At 55.3% G+C, this 15,577-nt stretch carries 9 protein-coding genes and 2 pseudogenes; 3 read left to right on the top strand and 8 right to left on the bottom strand.

The features are described from left to right. Positions 1-67: 67 nt before the first annotated feature. From FD715_RS12355 to FD715_RS12335, 5 genes and pseudogenes are all read right to left on the bottom strand, one after another. Positions 68-619, bottom strand: a pseudogene (locus FD715_RS12355) (tyrosine-type recombinase/integrase). Positions 620-855: 236 nt separating this feature from the next. Beyond that, positions 856-2,313 (bottom strand): cytochrome-c peroxidase, encoded by a 1,458-nt coding sequence (locus tag FD715_RS12350; RefSeq protein ID WP_147110032.1) that lies wholly within the window; start codon positions 2,311-2,313, stop codon positions 856-858. A gap of 24 nt (positions 2,314-2,337) precedes the next feature. Continuing rightward, a complete protein-coding gene (locus FD715_RS12345) occupies positions 2,338-2,949 on the bottom strand; it encodes a GNAT family N-acetyltransferase (protein ID WP_189799483.1) in 612 nt (203 codons plus the stop codon). A gap of 65 nt (positions 2,950-3,014) precedes the next feature. Continuing rightward, entirely contained in the window at positions 3,015-3,689 is a 675-nt protein-coding gene (locus tag FD715_RS12340; protein WP_189799482.1) for a hypothetical protein, read from the bottom strand. 114 nt (positions 3,690-3,803) lie between these two features. Continuing rightward, on the bottom strand, positions 3,804-4,736 hold the full coding sequence (locus FD715_RS12335; RefSeq protein WP_147110028.1) for a homocysteine S-methyltransferase family protein: 933 nt from the start codon (positions 4,734-4,736) through the stop codon (positions 3,804-3,806). A gap of 126 nt (positions 4,737-4,862) precedes the next feature. Here FD715_RS12335 and FD715_RS12330 point away from each other — a divergent pair, with 126 nt between their 5' ends. After that, positions 4,863-6,437, top strand: a complete 1,575-nt coding sequence (locus FD715_RS12330; RefSeq protein WP_147110026.1) for a winged helix-turn-helix domain-containing protein — start codon at positions 4,863-4,865, stop codon at positions 6,435-6,437. 188 nt (positions 6,438-6,625) lie between these two features. On the opposite strand, the gene FD715_RS12325 is transcribed toward FD715_RS12330, so the two are convergent. Then, entirely contained in the window at positions 6,626-9,778 is a 3,153-nt protein-coding gene (locus FD715_RS12325; protein ID WP_147110025.1) for a GAF domain-containing protein, read from the bottom strand. 121 nt (positions 9,779-9,899) lie between these two features. On the opposite strand from FD715_RS12325, the gene FD715_RS12320 reads away from it, so the two are divergent. Next, positions 9,900-10,313 (top strand): ester cyclase, encoded by a 414-nt coding sequence (locus FD715_RS12320; RefSeq protein ID WP_147110023.1) that lies wholly within the window; start codon positions 9,900-9,902, stop codon positions 10,311-10,313. Positions 10,314-10,807: 494 nt separating this feature from the next. Here FD715_RS12320 and FD715_RS12315 read toward each other — a convergent pair whose 3' ends face one another. Further along, on the bottom strand, positions 10,808-11,266 hold the full coding sequence (locus FD715_RS12315) for a hypothetical protein (RefSeq protein WP_147110021.1): 459 nt from the start codon (positions 11,264-11,266) through the stop codon (positions 10,808-10,810). Between the two features lie 33 nt (positions 11,267-11,299). Beyond that, positions 11,300-14,533, bottom strand: coding sequence for a CHAT domain-containing protein (locus FD715_RS12310; protein ID WP_147110019.1), 3,234 nt, complete (start codon positions 14,531-14,533; stop codon positions 11,300-11,302). A 581-nt stretch (positions 14,534-15,114) separates the two neighbouring features. Here FD715_RS12310 and FD715_RS12305 point away from each other — a divergent pair. Next, positions 15,115-15,577, top strand: a pseudogene (locus FD715_RS12305) (oxidoreductase); the annotation flags it as partial.

Genomic DNA, 15,577 nt, shown 5'->3' with positions numbered 1-15,577 from the left:
ACCGCAGCGACCACAATCATCGCTCAATGTCCGGAATGGGCCGCCTGTGAAGGCGACCCAGAAATTGCTAGATTTCAATAGCCGCAGCGATTGCCAGCGCGTCCTCAAGTTCGACGCCTAGGTACCGCACCGTGCTGTCCATCTTGGTGTGTCCAAGCAAAAGCTGAACCGCCCGCAAGTTTCCGGTCTTCTTGTAGATCTGCGTCACCTTTGTTCGCCGCATCGAGTGCGTACCATACGCGCTCGCCTCCAGACCAATTTATGTGACCCAGTCGCGGACGATCCGCGCATACTGGCGTGTCGAGATATGGAGGCGTTCGTGGAAGCGACCAGGCCAAAGGTACTCGGAGCCGACCATGAGCTCGTCTTCCATCCACTTTTCGACCGAGGCCCGAGTGCCTTCGGAAATCTCAAAGCGCACAGGTTTCTGCGTTTTGCTTTGCAGGACAGATGCGCGTTCCTTGATCTGACCTGATGCCATCACATCGACGACTTTCATCTTCACCAGGTCACAGCCTCGAAGTTTGCTGTCGATCGCCATATTGAACAGGGCGAGATCGCGATGGTTTTCTGCCAGTTCGAGCCGAACTTGGATCGCCCAGACATGCTTTGGCTTCAGCGGGCGTTTTTATCCAACGATGCGGCCCTTGTTCCAGGCAGGGCGAAGCGCCCGAATGGCAGGTAAGTTTGGTGTTTCCATGACTCATCCTCCGATCCGCCATGCCCTCCACAACGACAACCTGACGTTGACGCGGATTGATACCACAACCGTCCGGTTTGTTTTCGTTCCCAACAAGACTGCGCCGCAAATAGCGATTTGTATTTATCCATATGTGTTCAGAGCAGTGATCGAAACTACCTGGTCGGTTGCGGTGCCAGTCCCGACGGAACCTCCGTGGGAACGAGATCGGACCTGTTGATGGCAGAGGGGTCTGTCAGGGATTCGAGAAAAGCGATGAGTTGTCTTATTTCCTCGTCGGCCAAATGGAATGCGCGAAGGTCGTTCTCGGCCGCGATGCGTTCTCTGAGTACCGGTGATTGAATCACCCAAGTGTCCCTGAGATCAAAGGCCGCTTCCTGGCTAGGGTCCAGCGGTCCGTATCCGAATTCCGAGCCGCGGCCAGAAAGGCGCATGACTTGGTCCAAGGGTGGCAAAACGACGGCGGACGCATCGAAGCCCTCGAGACTTTCGATTGGGTTCAAATGGTGGCGCACCATCTCTTCTAGTTCATCGAAGGCACCGCTATGACCCCAGGGGCCCGTAAGAGTGACATTCCGTAGTGAGGGTGTCCGGAAAGCAAACAGGTCATCAGTGTCTCGGCTAACGCGATACCGTCCCTCATCCTCGGTTCGGCCAGCAAGGCCTGTCTCGGCAATGTAGCTGAAATCCCCGCCGTGACCCTTGCCGGGGCCGATCTGCGGCATAGCAATGGCATGATAGTCGTGGTCGGTCAGTAAAGGCCCGCTGTGACACGACACGCAATTCGCTCTCCCGTAAAACAACGATAATCCCGCTCTCGCATCGACAGACAGGGTCGAAACGTCGCCGGTGCGCAGAATTTCGTCGAACGGGCTTTCGTCGGACCGGAACGCCACTGTTTGAAATGCGGTAAGGGCTTCAGCCAAGTGGGTGTACGTCACGTCGTGAGGCATCGTAATTTCGGGATAGGCCTCTTTGAGCATGTCCAGATAGGCGGGCACGGAAGCGACACGTGCCGCGAGGATACGCCAGACCTGTGGGCGATCTTCTGCAAAGGCAGCCTCTGCGACCGGGTTTTCGCCAAACTGCCCCGCCATTTCGATGGGGGAGGTTACCGGGAAAAACGCCTGTGCGACCAAAACGTCCGATACGCCTTCCGGCAAGTCGTCGCCTGCGGGGTTCCGGATGCGCATGCCGTCTTCAATCCATTCCACTCGGCCGTCATGAAATAGCGATACATACTCGCGCGCACCGATGTTCCAGAGCGGTTGCGCATTTCGTGGTACGCGGCCGGTCACGGCGGTTTCGGTTCGGCGGTCGGGACCGGAACCCACACCACCCTCGCCGATACCAAGTGCCAAACCGTCGCCCGATCCCAATCTTGGATCGTGGCAGGTCCCACAAGAGATGTTGCGGTTGCCCGAAAGGATCGGGTCGAAGAAGAGATTGCGCCCGAGTTCGACAAGCGGGTCGCTAGGTGTTCCATCGTAGAGAAAGCTGTCATCGGACAATGGCGCGGGCAGAATTGGTAGATCGGCTTGTGACGTCGCGATCGTCGTCACGCCCGCAATCGCGAGAAATGCGAACGGCAGGAGGAGTTTATGGGCGAGCATGGTCTGAGCTTTCCTTGGAACTGGTCAAGACTGTTTGTGAGGCGCGATAGCTTTGAGCAGGAGCAAGACATCGCCTGTGTAGTAGGGTTGGCAGGGATGGCTCAGGACCGGTGCGCTTGCGACAAGTTCGTATCCAAGCCGCCGATAGAGCCGGACCGCGGCAGTGTTCTGCGCGTAGACCTGAATGCTGACAGTATCGAAGCCTGCATCGCGGGCTTGTTTCTCGGCATTGGCCATCAATGTCGTACCAATCCCATATCCCCGCGACCCGGCGCGCACCGCAAGCGCATTGACGTACCAAGTGCCAACCGAATTCGCTTCCAGCGCAACGAACGGCACAATGGGTGCTGGCAGATCGACCGACGCGCTCTCATCTGCAGAAGCAATCGGGTAGCTAAGAACCATTCCCAGCACGTGGTTTTCGCGTTCAGCTACGATGGCATTCTTGTAAGAGAATCCACCCTGTTCGCGGCGCGCACGCACAGTACCAACATCCAGCGGGGTTTGGTCGCCGTCGGCACTCTGTGCCCACAACCAAGAAGGAATGCCTTCACCGGCGATGTCGATCAGGCGAGCGAGGTCTTCACCATCCTCGTGTCTCGCTGGGCGCAGTGCATGGTCGGTAGTGTCTTTCATGGTCTCTCTCTTTTTTCTTCTGCCCCCATCCGCCCGATCGGCGGACAGGGGATTCTCGATTTCCATCAGGAGGTAGGCAACGTGACCTGATCCATCGGCCCCACCGGCACACCCGAATCCCATTCGGTGTGGTCGGCTTCGTCGATGTGCCCGAAGTAGCTGCTATGCCAGCCTTGAGCCTCGTGCTCCGGCGAGATCGAAGCGTGCTCTTCGCCCGGAATCTCGATGGACAGGCGCACACCGAAGCCGTCGGTCATCCCCAGCAAGGTTTGCGTCATCTCAGCGCCAACATGGGCGTATGCGCCGGTTCCCCCGGTGATGGCGCGGGGCCCTGCCACATCGACATCCGCCAGTTCAGCACCCTGGTTGATCAGGATTTCGCCGCTGTCGAACTCAAAGACCTGGCGCGAGATGACCCAGGCACCGGTCAGGGTGCGCGCACCGTCTCCAACGAAGAACCCGTCACAGGTCCAGCGACCGATGACCTTATCAGGAAAGGCCGGACTGCCATCGGCAAGGGTGCCCTCAGCGCCGCCATCGAGCGTGCCGTCTTCGTAGATGTAGCCCTGGGTCACGAAAGCATTGCCGTAGGCGGGCATCCCGTCGTCGAAGACCGGTTCAGCCGCGAAAACAAAGCGCGTGAGGTCTTCGGCGACGTCGAAGGACATCGGCGCGCCCTCCGCCATCGCAAAACCGGTGGAGGCCACAAAGGCCAGTGTGGATAGAGTTGGTTTGAACATGTCTTTTCCTTTCAGGTGTTCAGCTTCGTTCAGTCAAAGTCACAGAACGCATGCAGGAGGTTCTGCAGGCGGCTGTTGGGATGCGGACGCAGGAGCGCCCGGCATTTCGGGTGTTCAAGTTTTGGTCGCCTCGCAGATCGCTGCGACGTGGCGGTGGTCGGTACCGCAGCAGCCACCCATCACGGTGAGGTTCGGCAATAGGAGCGAGAGGCCCGCATAGAGCTGTCCGAGTTCAACGGGGTCGCCGTCATCAAGCGTGTCCGAGGCGTCAAGTTCGGCATGGCTCATGCGCGAGGCATTGGCGCGCAGGCCCATGATCCGCTGCGTCCAGTCGCCATGCAGGACATGGGCAAAATGATCTGGATGCGCGCAGTTGATCATGAAGTAGGCTGGATAGGTTTCCGTCGCTTCATCCACCGCGCGGATCGCGTCGCCAAGAGTTTCGCCAGAAGGCAAGCGCCCGTCGGTCTCGACCGTGAAGGCAATGGCTACCGGAAGCCCAAATGTCTTTGCAGCGCTGGCAATACCGATGGCCTCATCCGCGTAGGTCATTGTGATTGCCGACACCATGTCCGCGCCAAACTCATCGAACCAACCAACCTGTGCGGTGTGATAGGCCTCAGCCGCCACGGCCTTCGGAACCCGTGCGGGCGCATAGCCGTCATCCTGCGGGCCTATCACACCGTTTATGACGAAAGGGCTTTCACTGGCTTCGAAACGATCTCGCAGACGGTTGAGTGTGCAAATAGCCTCGCGATGGACGGCACGCAGAGAATCCTGTGACATACCAAGGTCCGCAGCCCACCGGGCGCTGGCCCGCCATGTGGGCGTATCCATGATGAAACCGCGCTTGGCCCCAACGGCGATCTGGGCGAAACGCTCCATATAGGCGTCCATCGCGGCGATCCCCGCATCGGTTTCGAGCGCCTTGAACGCGGCAAAAAACGGTAGATCGATCCCGTCGTGGAAGATCAGGGTCGTCTCCAACCCGCCATCCGTGATCATCTTCTGTCCTGCCATCTGCGGTAGTGCGTTGCGGTATTTCATGGTCTGTCCTTTCTGTTGGAAGAGGACCTATGCGAGGACGGGATGCCAAGCTTGAGGATGGTCTGAGAAGAGTTTGAGATTTTGCCGAGCTTTCACCGAAAGCCGTAAGAAGGTAGCCTTGGGGCTATGCAGATTGTGCTGTCCGATATCGCTGTCGATTTCGACCGGATGACCGCCGTTCAAGGTGACTCGACCAGACGGTTGACGCGTCAGACGGCAGGCATCCTGCAAGCACTGGTTTCAGCCGATGGAGATGTGGTCACAAAAGACGATCTGATCGCAGATGTCTGGGATGGACGGATCATAACGGATGCAACCCTTTCGACGGCCCTGAAAGAAGCCCGTCGCGCGGTGGGCGATACAGGATCAGAGCAGCGCATCATTGAAACGGTCCATGGCGTCGGGTTTCGTTTGGCGGTTGCCGTTGAGCACGGCAAGAGCGTCGCAGGCCCACAAAGGAAACCCCCAGTCATTCTGGTTCTGCCTTTCCGTAGCCTCAGTACGGTGGACGATAGCTGGATCGCAGGCGGTTTCAGCGAAGAGATCACGTCGCGCCTCACGCGCTTTCGCAACCTCCGCGTCTTGTCTCACATGACGGCCATGCACATTCAGGCTAATGACATGGACCAAGCCGAGATCGCTCAGACATACGGCGTTGACTTTGTCATAGAAGGCAGTTTGCGCCGCTCACCCGAACGCCTGCGCGTCACGGTGCAGGTCAGTGAGGTTTCCACCGGTGAGATCGCGTTGATGGAACAATTCGACCGCTCCGGGGACCTTCAAGAGATCTTCGAGGTACAGAACGAGATTGGTCTCTTGACCGCCGGGCGCATCGCCTCGCAGCACGGCGATGTCGGGACGCGCGTCCGACGGCGCGCGGCAAGTGGTCAGACCCAAACCTGGGATGTCTACGCCGCGGTCGCGCAATTCTACGAGTTCTACAAGACCTACGACCCCAGGCTCCATTTTGAGTTGCGAGAGCGGTTGCCTGTCCTGCTGGAGGCCGACCCTGACGCCTCGGATGGGTGGGCAGCTTATGCCCTTATTCTTCTGGAGGAGAAGCGATATCATCTGAACGAGCGTCCCGGCGTGAATGCGCCACAACTTGGATTGGATGCAGCGCGGCGGGGCGTAGAGTGCGATCCACGAAGCGGATTTGCCCGCATGGCGCTCGCGCTGTGTCAATTCCACACGGGTGACCTTCCCGGGTTCAGGGAGACGGCGAACGTTGCGCTGCAGCTCAACCCGGGCCATGCCGATATTCTGGCCGAGGTCGGCCATTGTCACGCGTTTCTGGGCGAGTTCGATCATGCGATACCGCTTCTGGACAAGGCTATTGACCTCAGCCCTATTCACCCCGGCTGGTATCACTACGCCCACGCCTGGCGGTTCGCGCTTGGTGATTTCTGGCAGGCGGCCCTGCTGGAAATCGAGAAAGTCCCGATGCCCGGTTTCCCCTGGTACTACGCGCATCAGGTCTGGTTTCACGCGGAGTTGGGAAACCGCGAGGCCGCCGAACAGGCGCGGATTGCACTCCTTCAGATCCTTCCCAACTTTGAAGCTGATATCCCAAAGGAAATGGTGTTCAACTACTTCACCGGTCCATTGGTACGAAAGGCATTTGACGGATGGAAGAAAGCAGGTCTTGTCGTCCATCTTCCACCTGAAATGGCCGATCTGCCAAAGCCCATATCAGACTGACGGTTCGTCCGGGCTCTGGGGATGACCGTGTCATCAGGCACATCGATCCGGATATCTTGCGCGTGCAGCGAATGGCGGCAATGCGGGCTGCAAACGCAGCATCTATCAAGAGTATCGAGAGTCCGGTTTGGGCCGTACGCAATGGCGCGGCGCGTCTAACTCATCGTCACATCATGTGCAGAGGTCAGTCAAATCTCTCCCGACAGCCTAAAAACCTCGACAGGTTCGCGGATCCCTTTCAGAGTAAGTTCCCCACGGGTCTCGACGGGAAAAATATCCTCGACAGCAATTCCGGCTCGTGTGCTGAGCAGGATTTCACCGTCGATCGCTTCGTCGCACAGCCGCGATGCAAGATTGATTGCGGTGCCGGACGCAGTGTAATCAAACCGCCCTTCAAACCCGACAAGGCCAACAGTGGCGTAGCCGAGCGAGACGCCAACACCAAAACCAAGGCGGTGACCAAGCCGCTTCCACCCCCTACACAGCTCAGCCATCCGCGCACGCATCGCAATGGCAAGACGCACAGCGTCTCCGGCAGGATCATCACAAGGGACCGGGTCGTTGAATAGCACCATGACGCCGTCCCCCATGCGTAGATCAACACCCGCGCCATGCTCATTGATCAGTTTTCCCATCTCCTCATGGTAGGTCTGCAAGACCTCAATCGTCTCTTCGGGTTCAGCCGTTTCGCAGAACGCGGTGAAGCCGCGAATGTCGCAAAACAGGACACCCAATAATGCACGGTGGCTTTGCAGCATCTTCTCAGAGCCCGAGGACACAACAGTGTCCGCTACGGCGGCGGGAAGGAAACGTTTCAATCGCCCCATCCGCTCGAGTTCAACAACCTGCGCGTCTACCTTGGCTTCCAGCGATGCGTTCAGATTCTGAACCTCGGATGTCCTTGCCTGTAAGTTCCTGAATTGGCGCACATTCTCCAGCGCAATCGCGGCCTGTGCCGCAAAGGTTTCGACCAGCGCAATTTCGTCTGGCGTGTAGGGCTTCACCTCTTTGCGGAACAGCACCAGGACACCTTCGCCCCCTTCGGGTGTCATCAAGGGCACAAACAGATTGGTGCGGATACCGGTGTCGTCGACAACGGAGGTATAGTGCGACACGCCACTGCGATACCCGTCCGTGTCCGCCATATCCGCCACATGGACGACCTCGCCGGAAAGGATCGCCTTGGCCGCCATTGAGATATGGGGATCCATCGACACCTCACCGCGCGCGTAGACGTCAAGCGTTGCCTGGCTCACGCCCCGCGAGACGGCCATGCGTTGGTGCGTATCGCCCTTGGCCCCCAGCGTCAGTGCACCAGCGCTCGCGCCGCACAGGTCAATGGCGTTCCTCAGAATTGTGTCAAACACAGGCTGCGCATCATCGCGGTTTTGATTGATGACTTGCAGGATTTCCCGCGTCGCGGCCTCTCTGTCCAAACGCTTCCGGAGATCCCGGAACTGCCGGACATTGTCCAACGCGATGACGGCTTGGGTCGCAAAGGTCTCGAGCAGCGCGATTTGTTCATCAGTGTAGGGCCGCACTTCGTGGCGAAAGATGATGAAACAGCCGACGCCAACCCCATCCCGAATGAGCGGAACAAATAGGTTGGTGCGAATGCCTTGCACGTCACAGAGTTCGACAACGTTCGGTACACCCGCACGGTACTGATCGGTGTCCATCATGTTATGCAGATGCACGGGGCGCTTTTCGACAATCGCGCGCGCGGCGAAGGACTTGTCCGGATCCATCGGCACACGACCCTGACTGTAAAAGTCTTCGGTGCTTTGAAGCGCGCCGTGGTGCGCGACCATGGTCTGGTGGTCGTCACCTTCACATCCCAATATGAGGGCCGCAAAGGGCGCTTCGCACAATTTGCGCGCATTACCCAGAATGGCGTCAAAGACGGGCCTCTCGTCGTCGCTTGCAGCACTGATCGCTTCCAGGACTTCACGCGTGGCAGCTGCTCTTTCCAGTCGATCCCGCAAGGCGCGAAATCGGCGGACATTCTCAATCGCGATCACAGCTTGAATGGCAAGGTTCTGGACCAGCGCGATGCTCTCGTCCGAAAATGGTGCAACCTCGCGGCGGCTTAGAACGATTGCCCCGATACCAATACCCTCGGCTACCAAAGGGACACACAAATAGGTGCGGTAACCCTCTTCCTCCACCATCCTCACACGTGTCGGGTTGCCGCTTAGATATAGCTCCGATTTCGACAGGTCATGGATATGGCGCACCACACCTTCGCGAATGGCGGTCGGTAGGTCGTTAGGTTGATCAAGCGGCAGCGCCTCGCCAACTTTGAACGACCGCATTTCATCGCCCCACGCTGCCGCGCAATAATGCGTCCGCCGCGCAGCGTCGGCCAATTCCAAGCGGGCCATCGGCGCATCGCAAAGCTTGGCAGCATTGCGTAGGATGGCGTCAAACACTGGGCCTTCGTCATCGCTCGACGTACTGATCGCGTCCAAAATTTCGCGGGACGCAGACGACCGCTCCAGCCGGGCTTCCATTTCTGTGATGTGCGCGGAGTTTTCAATTGCGATAGCCGCCTGATCGGCAAAAGTCTGCGCCAGTTCCAGCGCGCGGTCATTGAACGGGTGCACACGGGTCCGGTACACGCTGAAGACCCCAATCAACCGTCCGCCTGCTGTCATAGGGATCGCCGCCAGCGACCGCGCCTGACCAAACTTGACGGTCGCAAAGCGCAGCGGATTGTCTTCGTATGCAACGTCTTCGGCATTCACATCCGCGATGCTGACTGGCTTCAGTGACCGCGCAGCGCGCCCGACGGCGGTCTCTGGTCCTGGGTTGAACACTCCTTGTTCCGACAACCACGCGGCAAAAGGCGCGCTTATGTGGCTGGAGCGCATCTCTGTGAAGGTGAAATCACCGTGATGCGCCATCAGAATGCCGAACTCCGCCTCGCAGATCTCAAGCGCTTGCTCCAGCACCTCGTCGATAACGTCATCAAGGTTGCCACTGCTCTCGTTGATGATCCGCAGAACGCGCGCCATCGTCCGCTCGCGCCGCATGGCTTCGTCCAGTTCCAGCGCAAGATCGGCGGTCAGCGCGGCTGCATCCTGGTGTCCAGCCGATTTAACCTCCGGATCTGCCAATACCTGCGCCAAAGCGATTTTCGATGTGACATTCAGCTTGCCATAGACCGTGCGCAAATGAGATCTAACAGTGGTCGGAGATATACCAAGGTCACGGGCAATGACCTTGTAGCTGGCACCGTCCGCATAGGCGGCGGCCACTTCAGCTTCCCGTTTTGATAGTGGTTCAATCGATTGTGCCGTGTCCGACATAATTTCCTCGGTAAAATGTTGGAGGACCATACCCTACATCCCTCCTGCATCAATTGGTTCATTTGAAGGATATCGCCGTTCTCCGCGGCTTCGTAACTTCTTTGCATGACACCAGGGGATTGTCCCAAGGTCGCACACAAGGAGAAACGCGATGAGCATGACAGAGACAGCAAGAGCCTTTTTTGAAGCCTGCGAAACCGGTAAAGGCTGGGATGAGTGCGCCGCATATTGCAGCGCACATGCGAGTTTTGCTTGCCAGTCCGGCGCGCTGGCGGACACACACACGTTGGAAGCATATACAGAGTGGATGAAGGGCCTGCTGACGCCGATCCCGGATGGCAACTACGAGCTGAAAGGGTTCGCATCCGACGAAGATCGCAGCATCGTGCTGGCCTTTGCTGTGTTTCACGGCACACAATCCGGACCAGGCGGCCCGGTCGATCCTACCCACGCCAAGGTCGCGTCAGACTACGTATATGTTATGGAATTTGCTGGCGGCAAAATCGCGCACATGACCAAGATCTGGAATGACAGTCATGCGTTGGCCCAACTAGGCTGGGCCTGATGTTAGAGAAAGGGGCGGTCAGGCCGCCCCTGTTCCAACTTCGGGGAATGTCTGCTTTGAGGAAGCTGCGATGCAGCGCAGGCAGTCACGGCCAAGGTCAGATTTGGGCCGTCCCCGCCCAGGTATCCGACCCCACTCAGACAGATGCTGCGCTTGCTCCTAGGTCCGGAACCAGCCCCATAGCGGAAGACATCTGAACATGTTGCTCGTGCTGGTAGCACTAAAATCGCCGCGCCTGCATCGTTTCCGTATCGCCTTGCGGCGTGAGGAGTGGCCTTTCGCTCGGGACACGGCGGCGGCGAGGCTTGCTACTTGTTCGCGACACAGAGGATACTTCGAGAGTAACTCATATGCGTGGACACAGTGAGCGCGTCTTATTTTTGTTCAGAATGTCAGGGCAATACCATGTCGGACGAACTTTCCAACTCAACCTCTACATAGTAATGGGAAAAAGTCTGATGCATGCCGTTCCGCCTAGGTTAGCTAACGCTCTACTATCCGCCCTTGGCTGCATTGGCGATAAACTCTGCAAGATCATCTGGTTTGAGTGGGTCAACGCCACCTAAGCTTAGCGTCTCCGCCCCGTCATCCGAAATTATCAAAGCAAATCCGGGCGGTATCCGCGGACTAGTCTCGACAACGAGTGGTAGCGATCTCAAATCGATAATCACACCACCGCCTTGGTATCGATGATACACATCAAGAACAGCCTGAGCGATCTTTGGAGCTGCCCAAGCACCCACTAAAACGATGGCACCAACGAGGAGGGGGTTCCTAGTATCTGCTGGTTCGCCTTCCTCAAGGGGGGCGTCGTCCGGGACAAGTTCCAATTGATCGGGCAATAATCTCCACTCAATTACAATTTCTTCGTCTCCCTGCGCCAGTACTCTCTTTGGGAAAGCACAAGCATACGTAATAGCAGGTAATGCAAAAAGAATCTCACGACGTTTCATGTTGTTCCTCAACAGTTGTTTTTAGGTTGTGAATTACCGACCGCCCACGACGAAAAAGAATGGTGCCCATAGATAGGGATTGTCTACTCTTGCATGTAGCTCACGAAGCGCGTTTCGCAAAGCAACGGCCGGCTCTGTGCCGTCATTTAGAGTTTGTTGCAAGAAGCTCCTAGAAACACTGGATGACGCGTTAGATTCAACTGCCCAGTGCGTTGCTAGGACGGATCTTGCACCAGCATCTAAGAAGGGCGAGACTAAACCGATGAATTGCCTGTCATCAACAAACTGACTGGAAGGAGCAGTATTGCAAGCGGACAATATGACTATATCAGCGGTAAGAGGGATACTCGCGATCTCCCAACTTGCGAGGAAACCGTCATTGAAAGTATCGACCTCTGGGCCTGCATGATAAGTTGAAAGTAGAAGTCCCGCTGCGGAAAGGTTGTATTTATCAGGAACATTTCTGTCAAAATAATTAAAGACTAACGCTCCTTCTAACTTGCTCAAGTCATCTTCGGACATATCAGTTGTTTGACGTGCAATGTCGACAGCCGATGGGCCAATGGTCCCAACTCCAAACCCTTCTTTGTCAAACAACCTCTGTGGATCGATCACATAGCTTAACTCACCAGCCGAGACACCATGAGTAGCAAACACAAGTATTGATGCTTGCTCGAGTGAACCTATGCGGATATGTCTCCTCAGCTCAGCTTCGGATGCTTCAGACCCAATCAGCAAATCTACACTATCATGCTCAAATAGCTTAGATATGTCTTCAACCTCCTGCTGGGCTTCTGGCAGACTGCGAAAGAAGCAGTTAAGGAAATTAGGAAGCACAAAGACTGCGTCATCTGAGAAACCTACATCCGACTGAACAAGTTCTTGATTGCACTTGCCGAGTTTCGGATCACCTACAGCGAACAGAGTTCTGTTTCGTTCAAGCTTTGAACCTCGACCAACATGTGAAAAGACGTCACTGACTCGCGGGACATAGGTAATGACAATATCGTCGAACAAAAGCCAATCTGGCTCCAAATGATCCTGGGATCGCTTCAAAAGGTAAAATGGAAACTGAGATAGGACCCCATCAGGAAGTATAGTCACATCTTCAGTATGAATTTGTGAGGCAATCGGCTGCCATATGGCTTCATGAAGAAAATGCGCACTCACCGAAAGTTCTTCAGAGGCCGACTTGCCAACTTCGAAATATGAACTTGCACCACCAGGCCTTACCGATCGAACCAGACTGTTTAGCTCCTTCAGTTCAATTTCCAAAGGAAAAACTGTTGTTTCATAAGTGGTTAGGACTACGGCATAGTATTTCCCCGCGAGGAGGCGGTAGAGAACCAGTGTGCCAGCATGTTCGATCGACCCAGCAATGTCATCGTTCGATGGCTCGGACTCCTCTGTCTCCGAGTTTTCGAAGACCGAAGAAGTCTGATCCAAAGTAGACAGTTCATCGTATACTTCTCCCAACGCGATGTGCCGTCTTGTGATCTCCTCTCGCTTTGTCTGGTATTCAGTTGAGGACAAACTCAAAGCCAACAGTCTCTGTCTTACACGGTATAGTAAGGCCTGTTTCTCAACTAACTCGGGTGCAGCAGATCCAACTCCAAGGCCTCTTGGGCTACCCGCTTCGTCGATCCAATTCAATATTCTCAATAGCTTAACCGAGAGGCTCGCATGAAGATCTGCATTGAGCCTTTGTTCCCTCCCGAGTCTTTCTAGTAGCGCTGCACCTAGGGTTTGCAGCTTATGAGAAAGCAAGTGTTCATCTTCATCACTAAACACGGCGTTCATTCGGTCATGAATGTCTGACACTAAATCGACAGCATCTACCACACTTTGCGACTTTAATATGGATCTCAGAAGCTCAATTTCGGAATGAATGTGGAATGGGTCTTCCCGTGCAGGAGACCCCATTGCTAGCTCACATTCCTGCGCGTCAGAGATCTGAAAACCCACTGCAAGTTTCGCGCTACAGATTTCAACTTGTGTACGAAAAAGGTTAGTGGAATAGGCCCCAAAGTACTGCATCTGTGCTTGCAATAAGTCTTCCAGTAGAATGATCGCGTCTTCGAAATATTCATGCGTTTTAAGCGCTTTCCCGTAGAGAAAAGCTATCTCAAACTGACTTAGCGCGTTCATGCTTACGCTGAACATTTCGTTGTAGGCATATTGCAAGGGTACAAGAGCTAACGTTGGGTCCTCGAAAATGACTTGTGAAAAACCGAATGCTGCATACGCATGAAGATAGTCTGGGTCGTCTTGTGGAAATCCCACTCCGCCTGATAAACTTTGTAATACTTCGATCGCCTTCTCGGAGGTGTTGCGCCCAGATCTAAAATCTTCCATGTCGAAGTAGATCTCGGATAGCGTTAGCAGGCTTCCGATCCCGGTATTGGTCGAATGAAGCAGTCCTGCGCGATCTGCGGCTATGATGCTATCTTCAAGGGTTCGTGCCGCTTCAGCAATACGTCCCTGAGCTCGGCGTAATTGGGACAAGTCATGGTATAAGGACATGACGATCGACGAATTCTCTGCGTTGACGACAGGTACGAGTTCTATCGCCGATACGATTTCGCTTTCTGCCGCCGAAGCCTGTCCGGTCGAATACATATACGCTGAACAGTATAAAGTGTACTCCAGTGCAACTACTGAAGAAGGTTCAGCCCCCAATTTGACTGAATACGCCTTCCATTCCTTGCACAGGTTTAGCGCCTGCTCGAAGTCACCGAAACGTGCTGCTAATTCACGTTGATAGTCTGTGGCCCAAATTGTCGCGTTTGTCGGATCTTCGTCTTTCGTTTTGCTGCGTTGCTTGAAGTCCTCGAGTTCGCGAAGTGCTCGTTCAACGAGATCAAGATCTACAAGAGTCGAAACATAGTTTCCGAGTGCTATGAGCGTGTCGTTATGGTTGAAGTCGAGCGCTCTAGCACTCCGATGATAGGTATCTTCAAAGACTATGAGTGCTTCTTCAAGCCTCCCCTGATTGCTCAAAATAGCCCCAAGATTATTGAGCAGCTTTAGGCTGTATTCGCTGTCTACTTGGTTGGTTCCTAATCGAGCGAGTTCACTTCGCAGTATTTGTTCCGCTTCAACCAGGCGGCCTGCTTGTGACAAGTTGTAGCTCCGATCGAGAGCAGTTTCAGCGAAACTAGGACTCGCCAAGAGAATGGTGAGATTAAAAGCACAAAAAAGTAGTGCTTCCGCTAACTTTGAGGCAACCGCCCTTAGATACATCGAAATGAAATTTTGACTATCCAATTAAGAGCCCAAATTTTTATCAAAAAATAAGTGTAAGTTAGCTCTGATGAGACTCAGATAGTGTAAGCGTGCAACCTTTTTTGGTACAGTTCAACCTATAGTTTTGTTTGTAACCCCAATCGTCTAAGCCGACATGATGGGTGTCAAGCTAAACGATGGCCTTCTTTAGGGTCTATTTTGCGCCATCCGGATATGGTGATTGCACGATCTCAAGCTGGGAAGATCATGAGCCCATCAATGACAGGTTTGCCGGTACCTGTTGCCGCGCGGTCCATGCTCTGCCGTAGCTGCGAAAGGTTGTTGCGACAACAACATGGACAAACCCAACGTCGGGAATTCCCGCACACCGTGAGTTCGACTAGCTCTTGTCTTCGCGCTCGTAGCGAATGTCTCCTCTGACGGGCTGCATCGCAGCATAGACACCCAGTCGCCAAAGGCAGGTTTGGGCCGGTCTGCGATAAACTCAGAGTGCGCAGTCTTGTCCGATTCAACCCTAAGCTTTCTGATTGAAGCCTTGCGAACTAAGCGAAATCGCGATGGTTTCCGGGAATGACCAATCCACGAGCAGTTTGATCGGCCCTATGACGACATCAAAACATACAGAGCTGTCCCATGCGCTTGAGCTACCATGCGGAGCGGTTCTCAAGAACCGGATCGCAAAGCCAGCGATGTCAGATTCTCTCGGGGATGGCGCGGGCAATCCCAGCCAACAGCAGATCGATCTGTACGGTATCTGGGCCGAAGGCGGTCTCGGTTTGTCGATCATTGGCGAAGTTCAGGGTGATCCGATCGGCGCGGAAAAGCCAGGCAATCTAGTCTTGCGTGATAACGTGAACGCTACCCAGTTTCGGTTCCTCGCCGAAGCTGGGGGCAAGTGCAACGCTCATCTGTGGTTGCAGCTTGGCCATGCTGGTGCAATGGCCCACCCTCCGATCAGCGTCCCCCGGGGGCCAAGCGATTTGCAGGTTGGATCCGTCGCATGTCGTCGGCTCACTTTGGAAGAAATTGAACAGATACCTGCTGAGTTTGCGCGCACAGCCCTGC

Origin of the sequence: Tateyamaria sp. syn59 (genome assembly GCF_007995245.1) — a bacterium.
GTDB lineage: Bacteria > Pseudomonadota > Alphaproteobacteria > Rhodobacterales > Rhodobacteraceae > Tateyamaria.
Note: the sequence above shows the minus strand (reverse complement) of the source record. Positions and strands in the feature narration are given on the sequence as shown.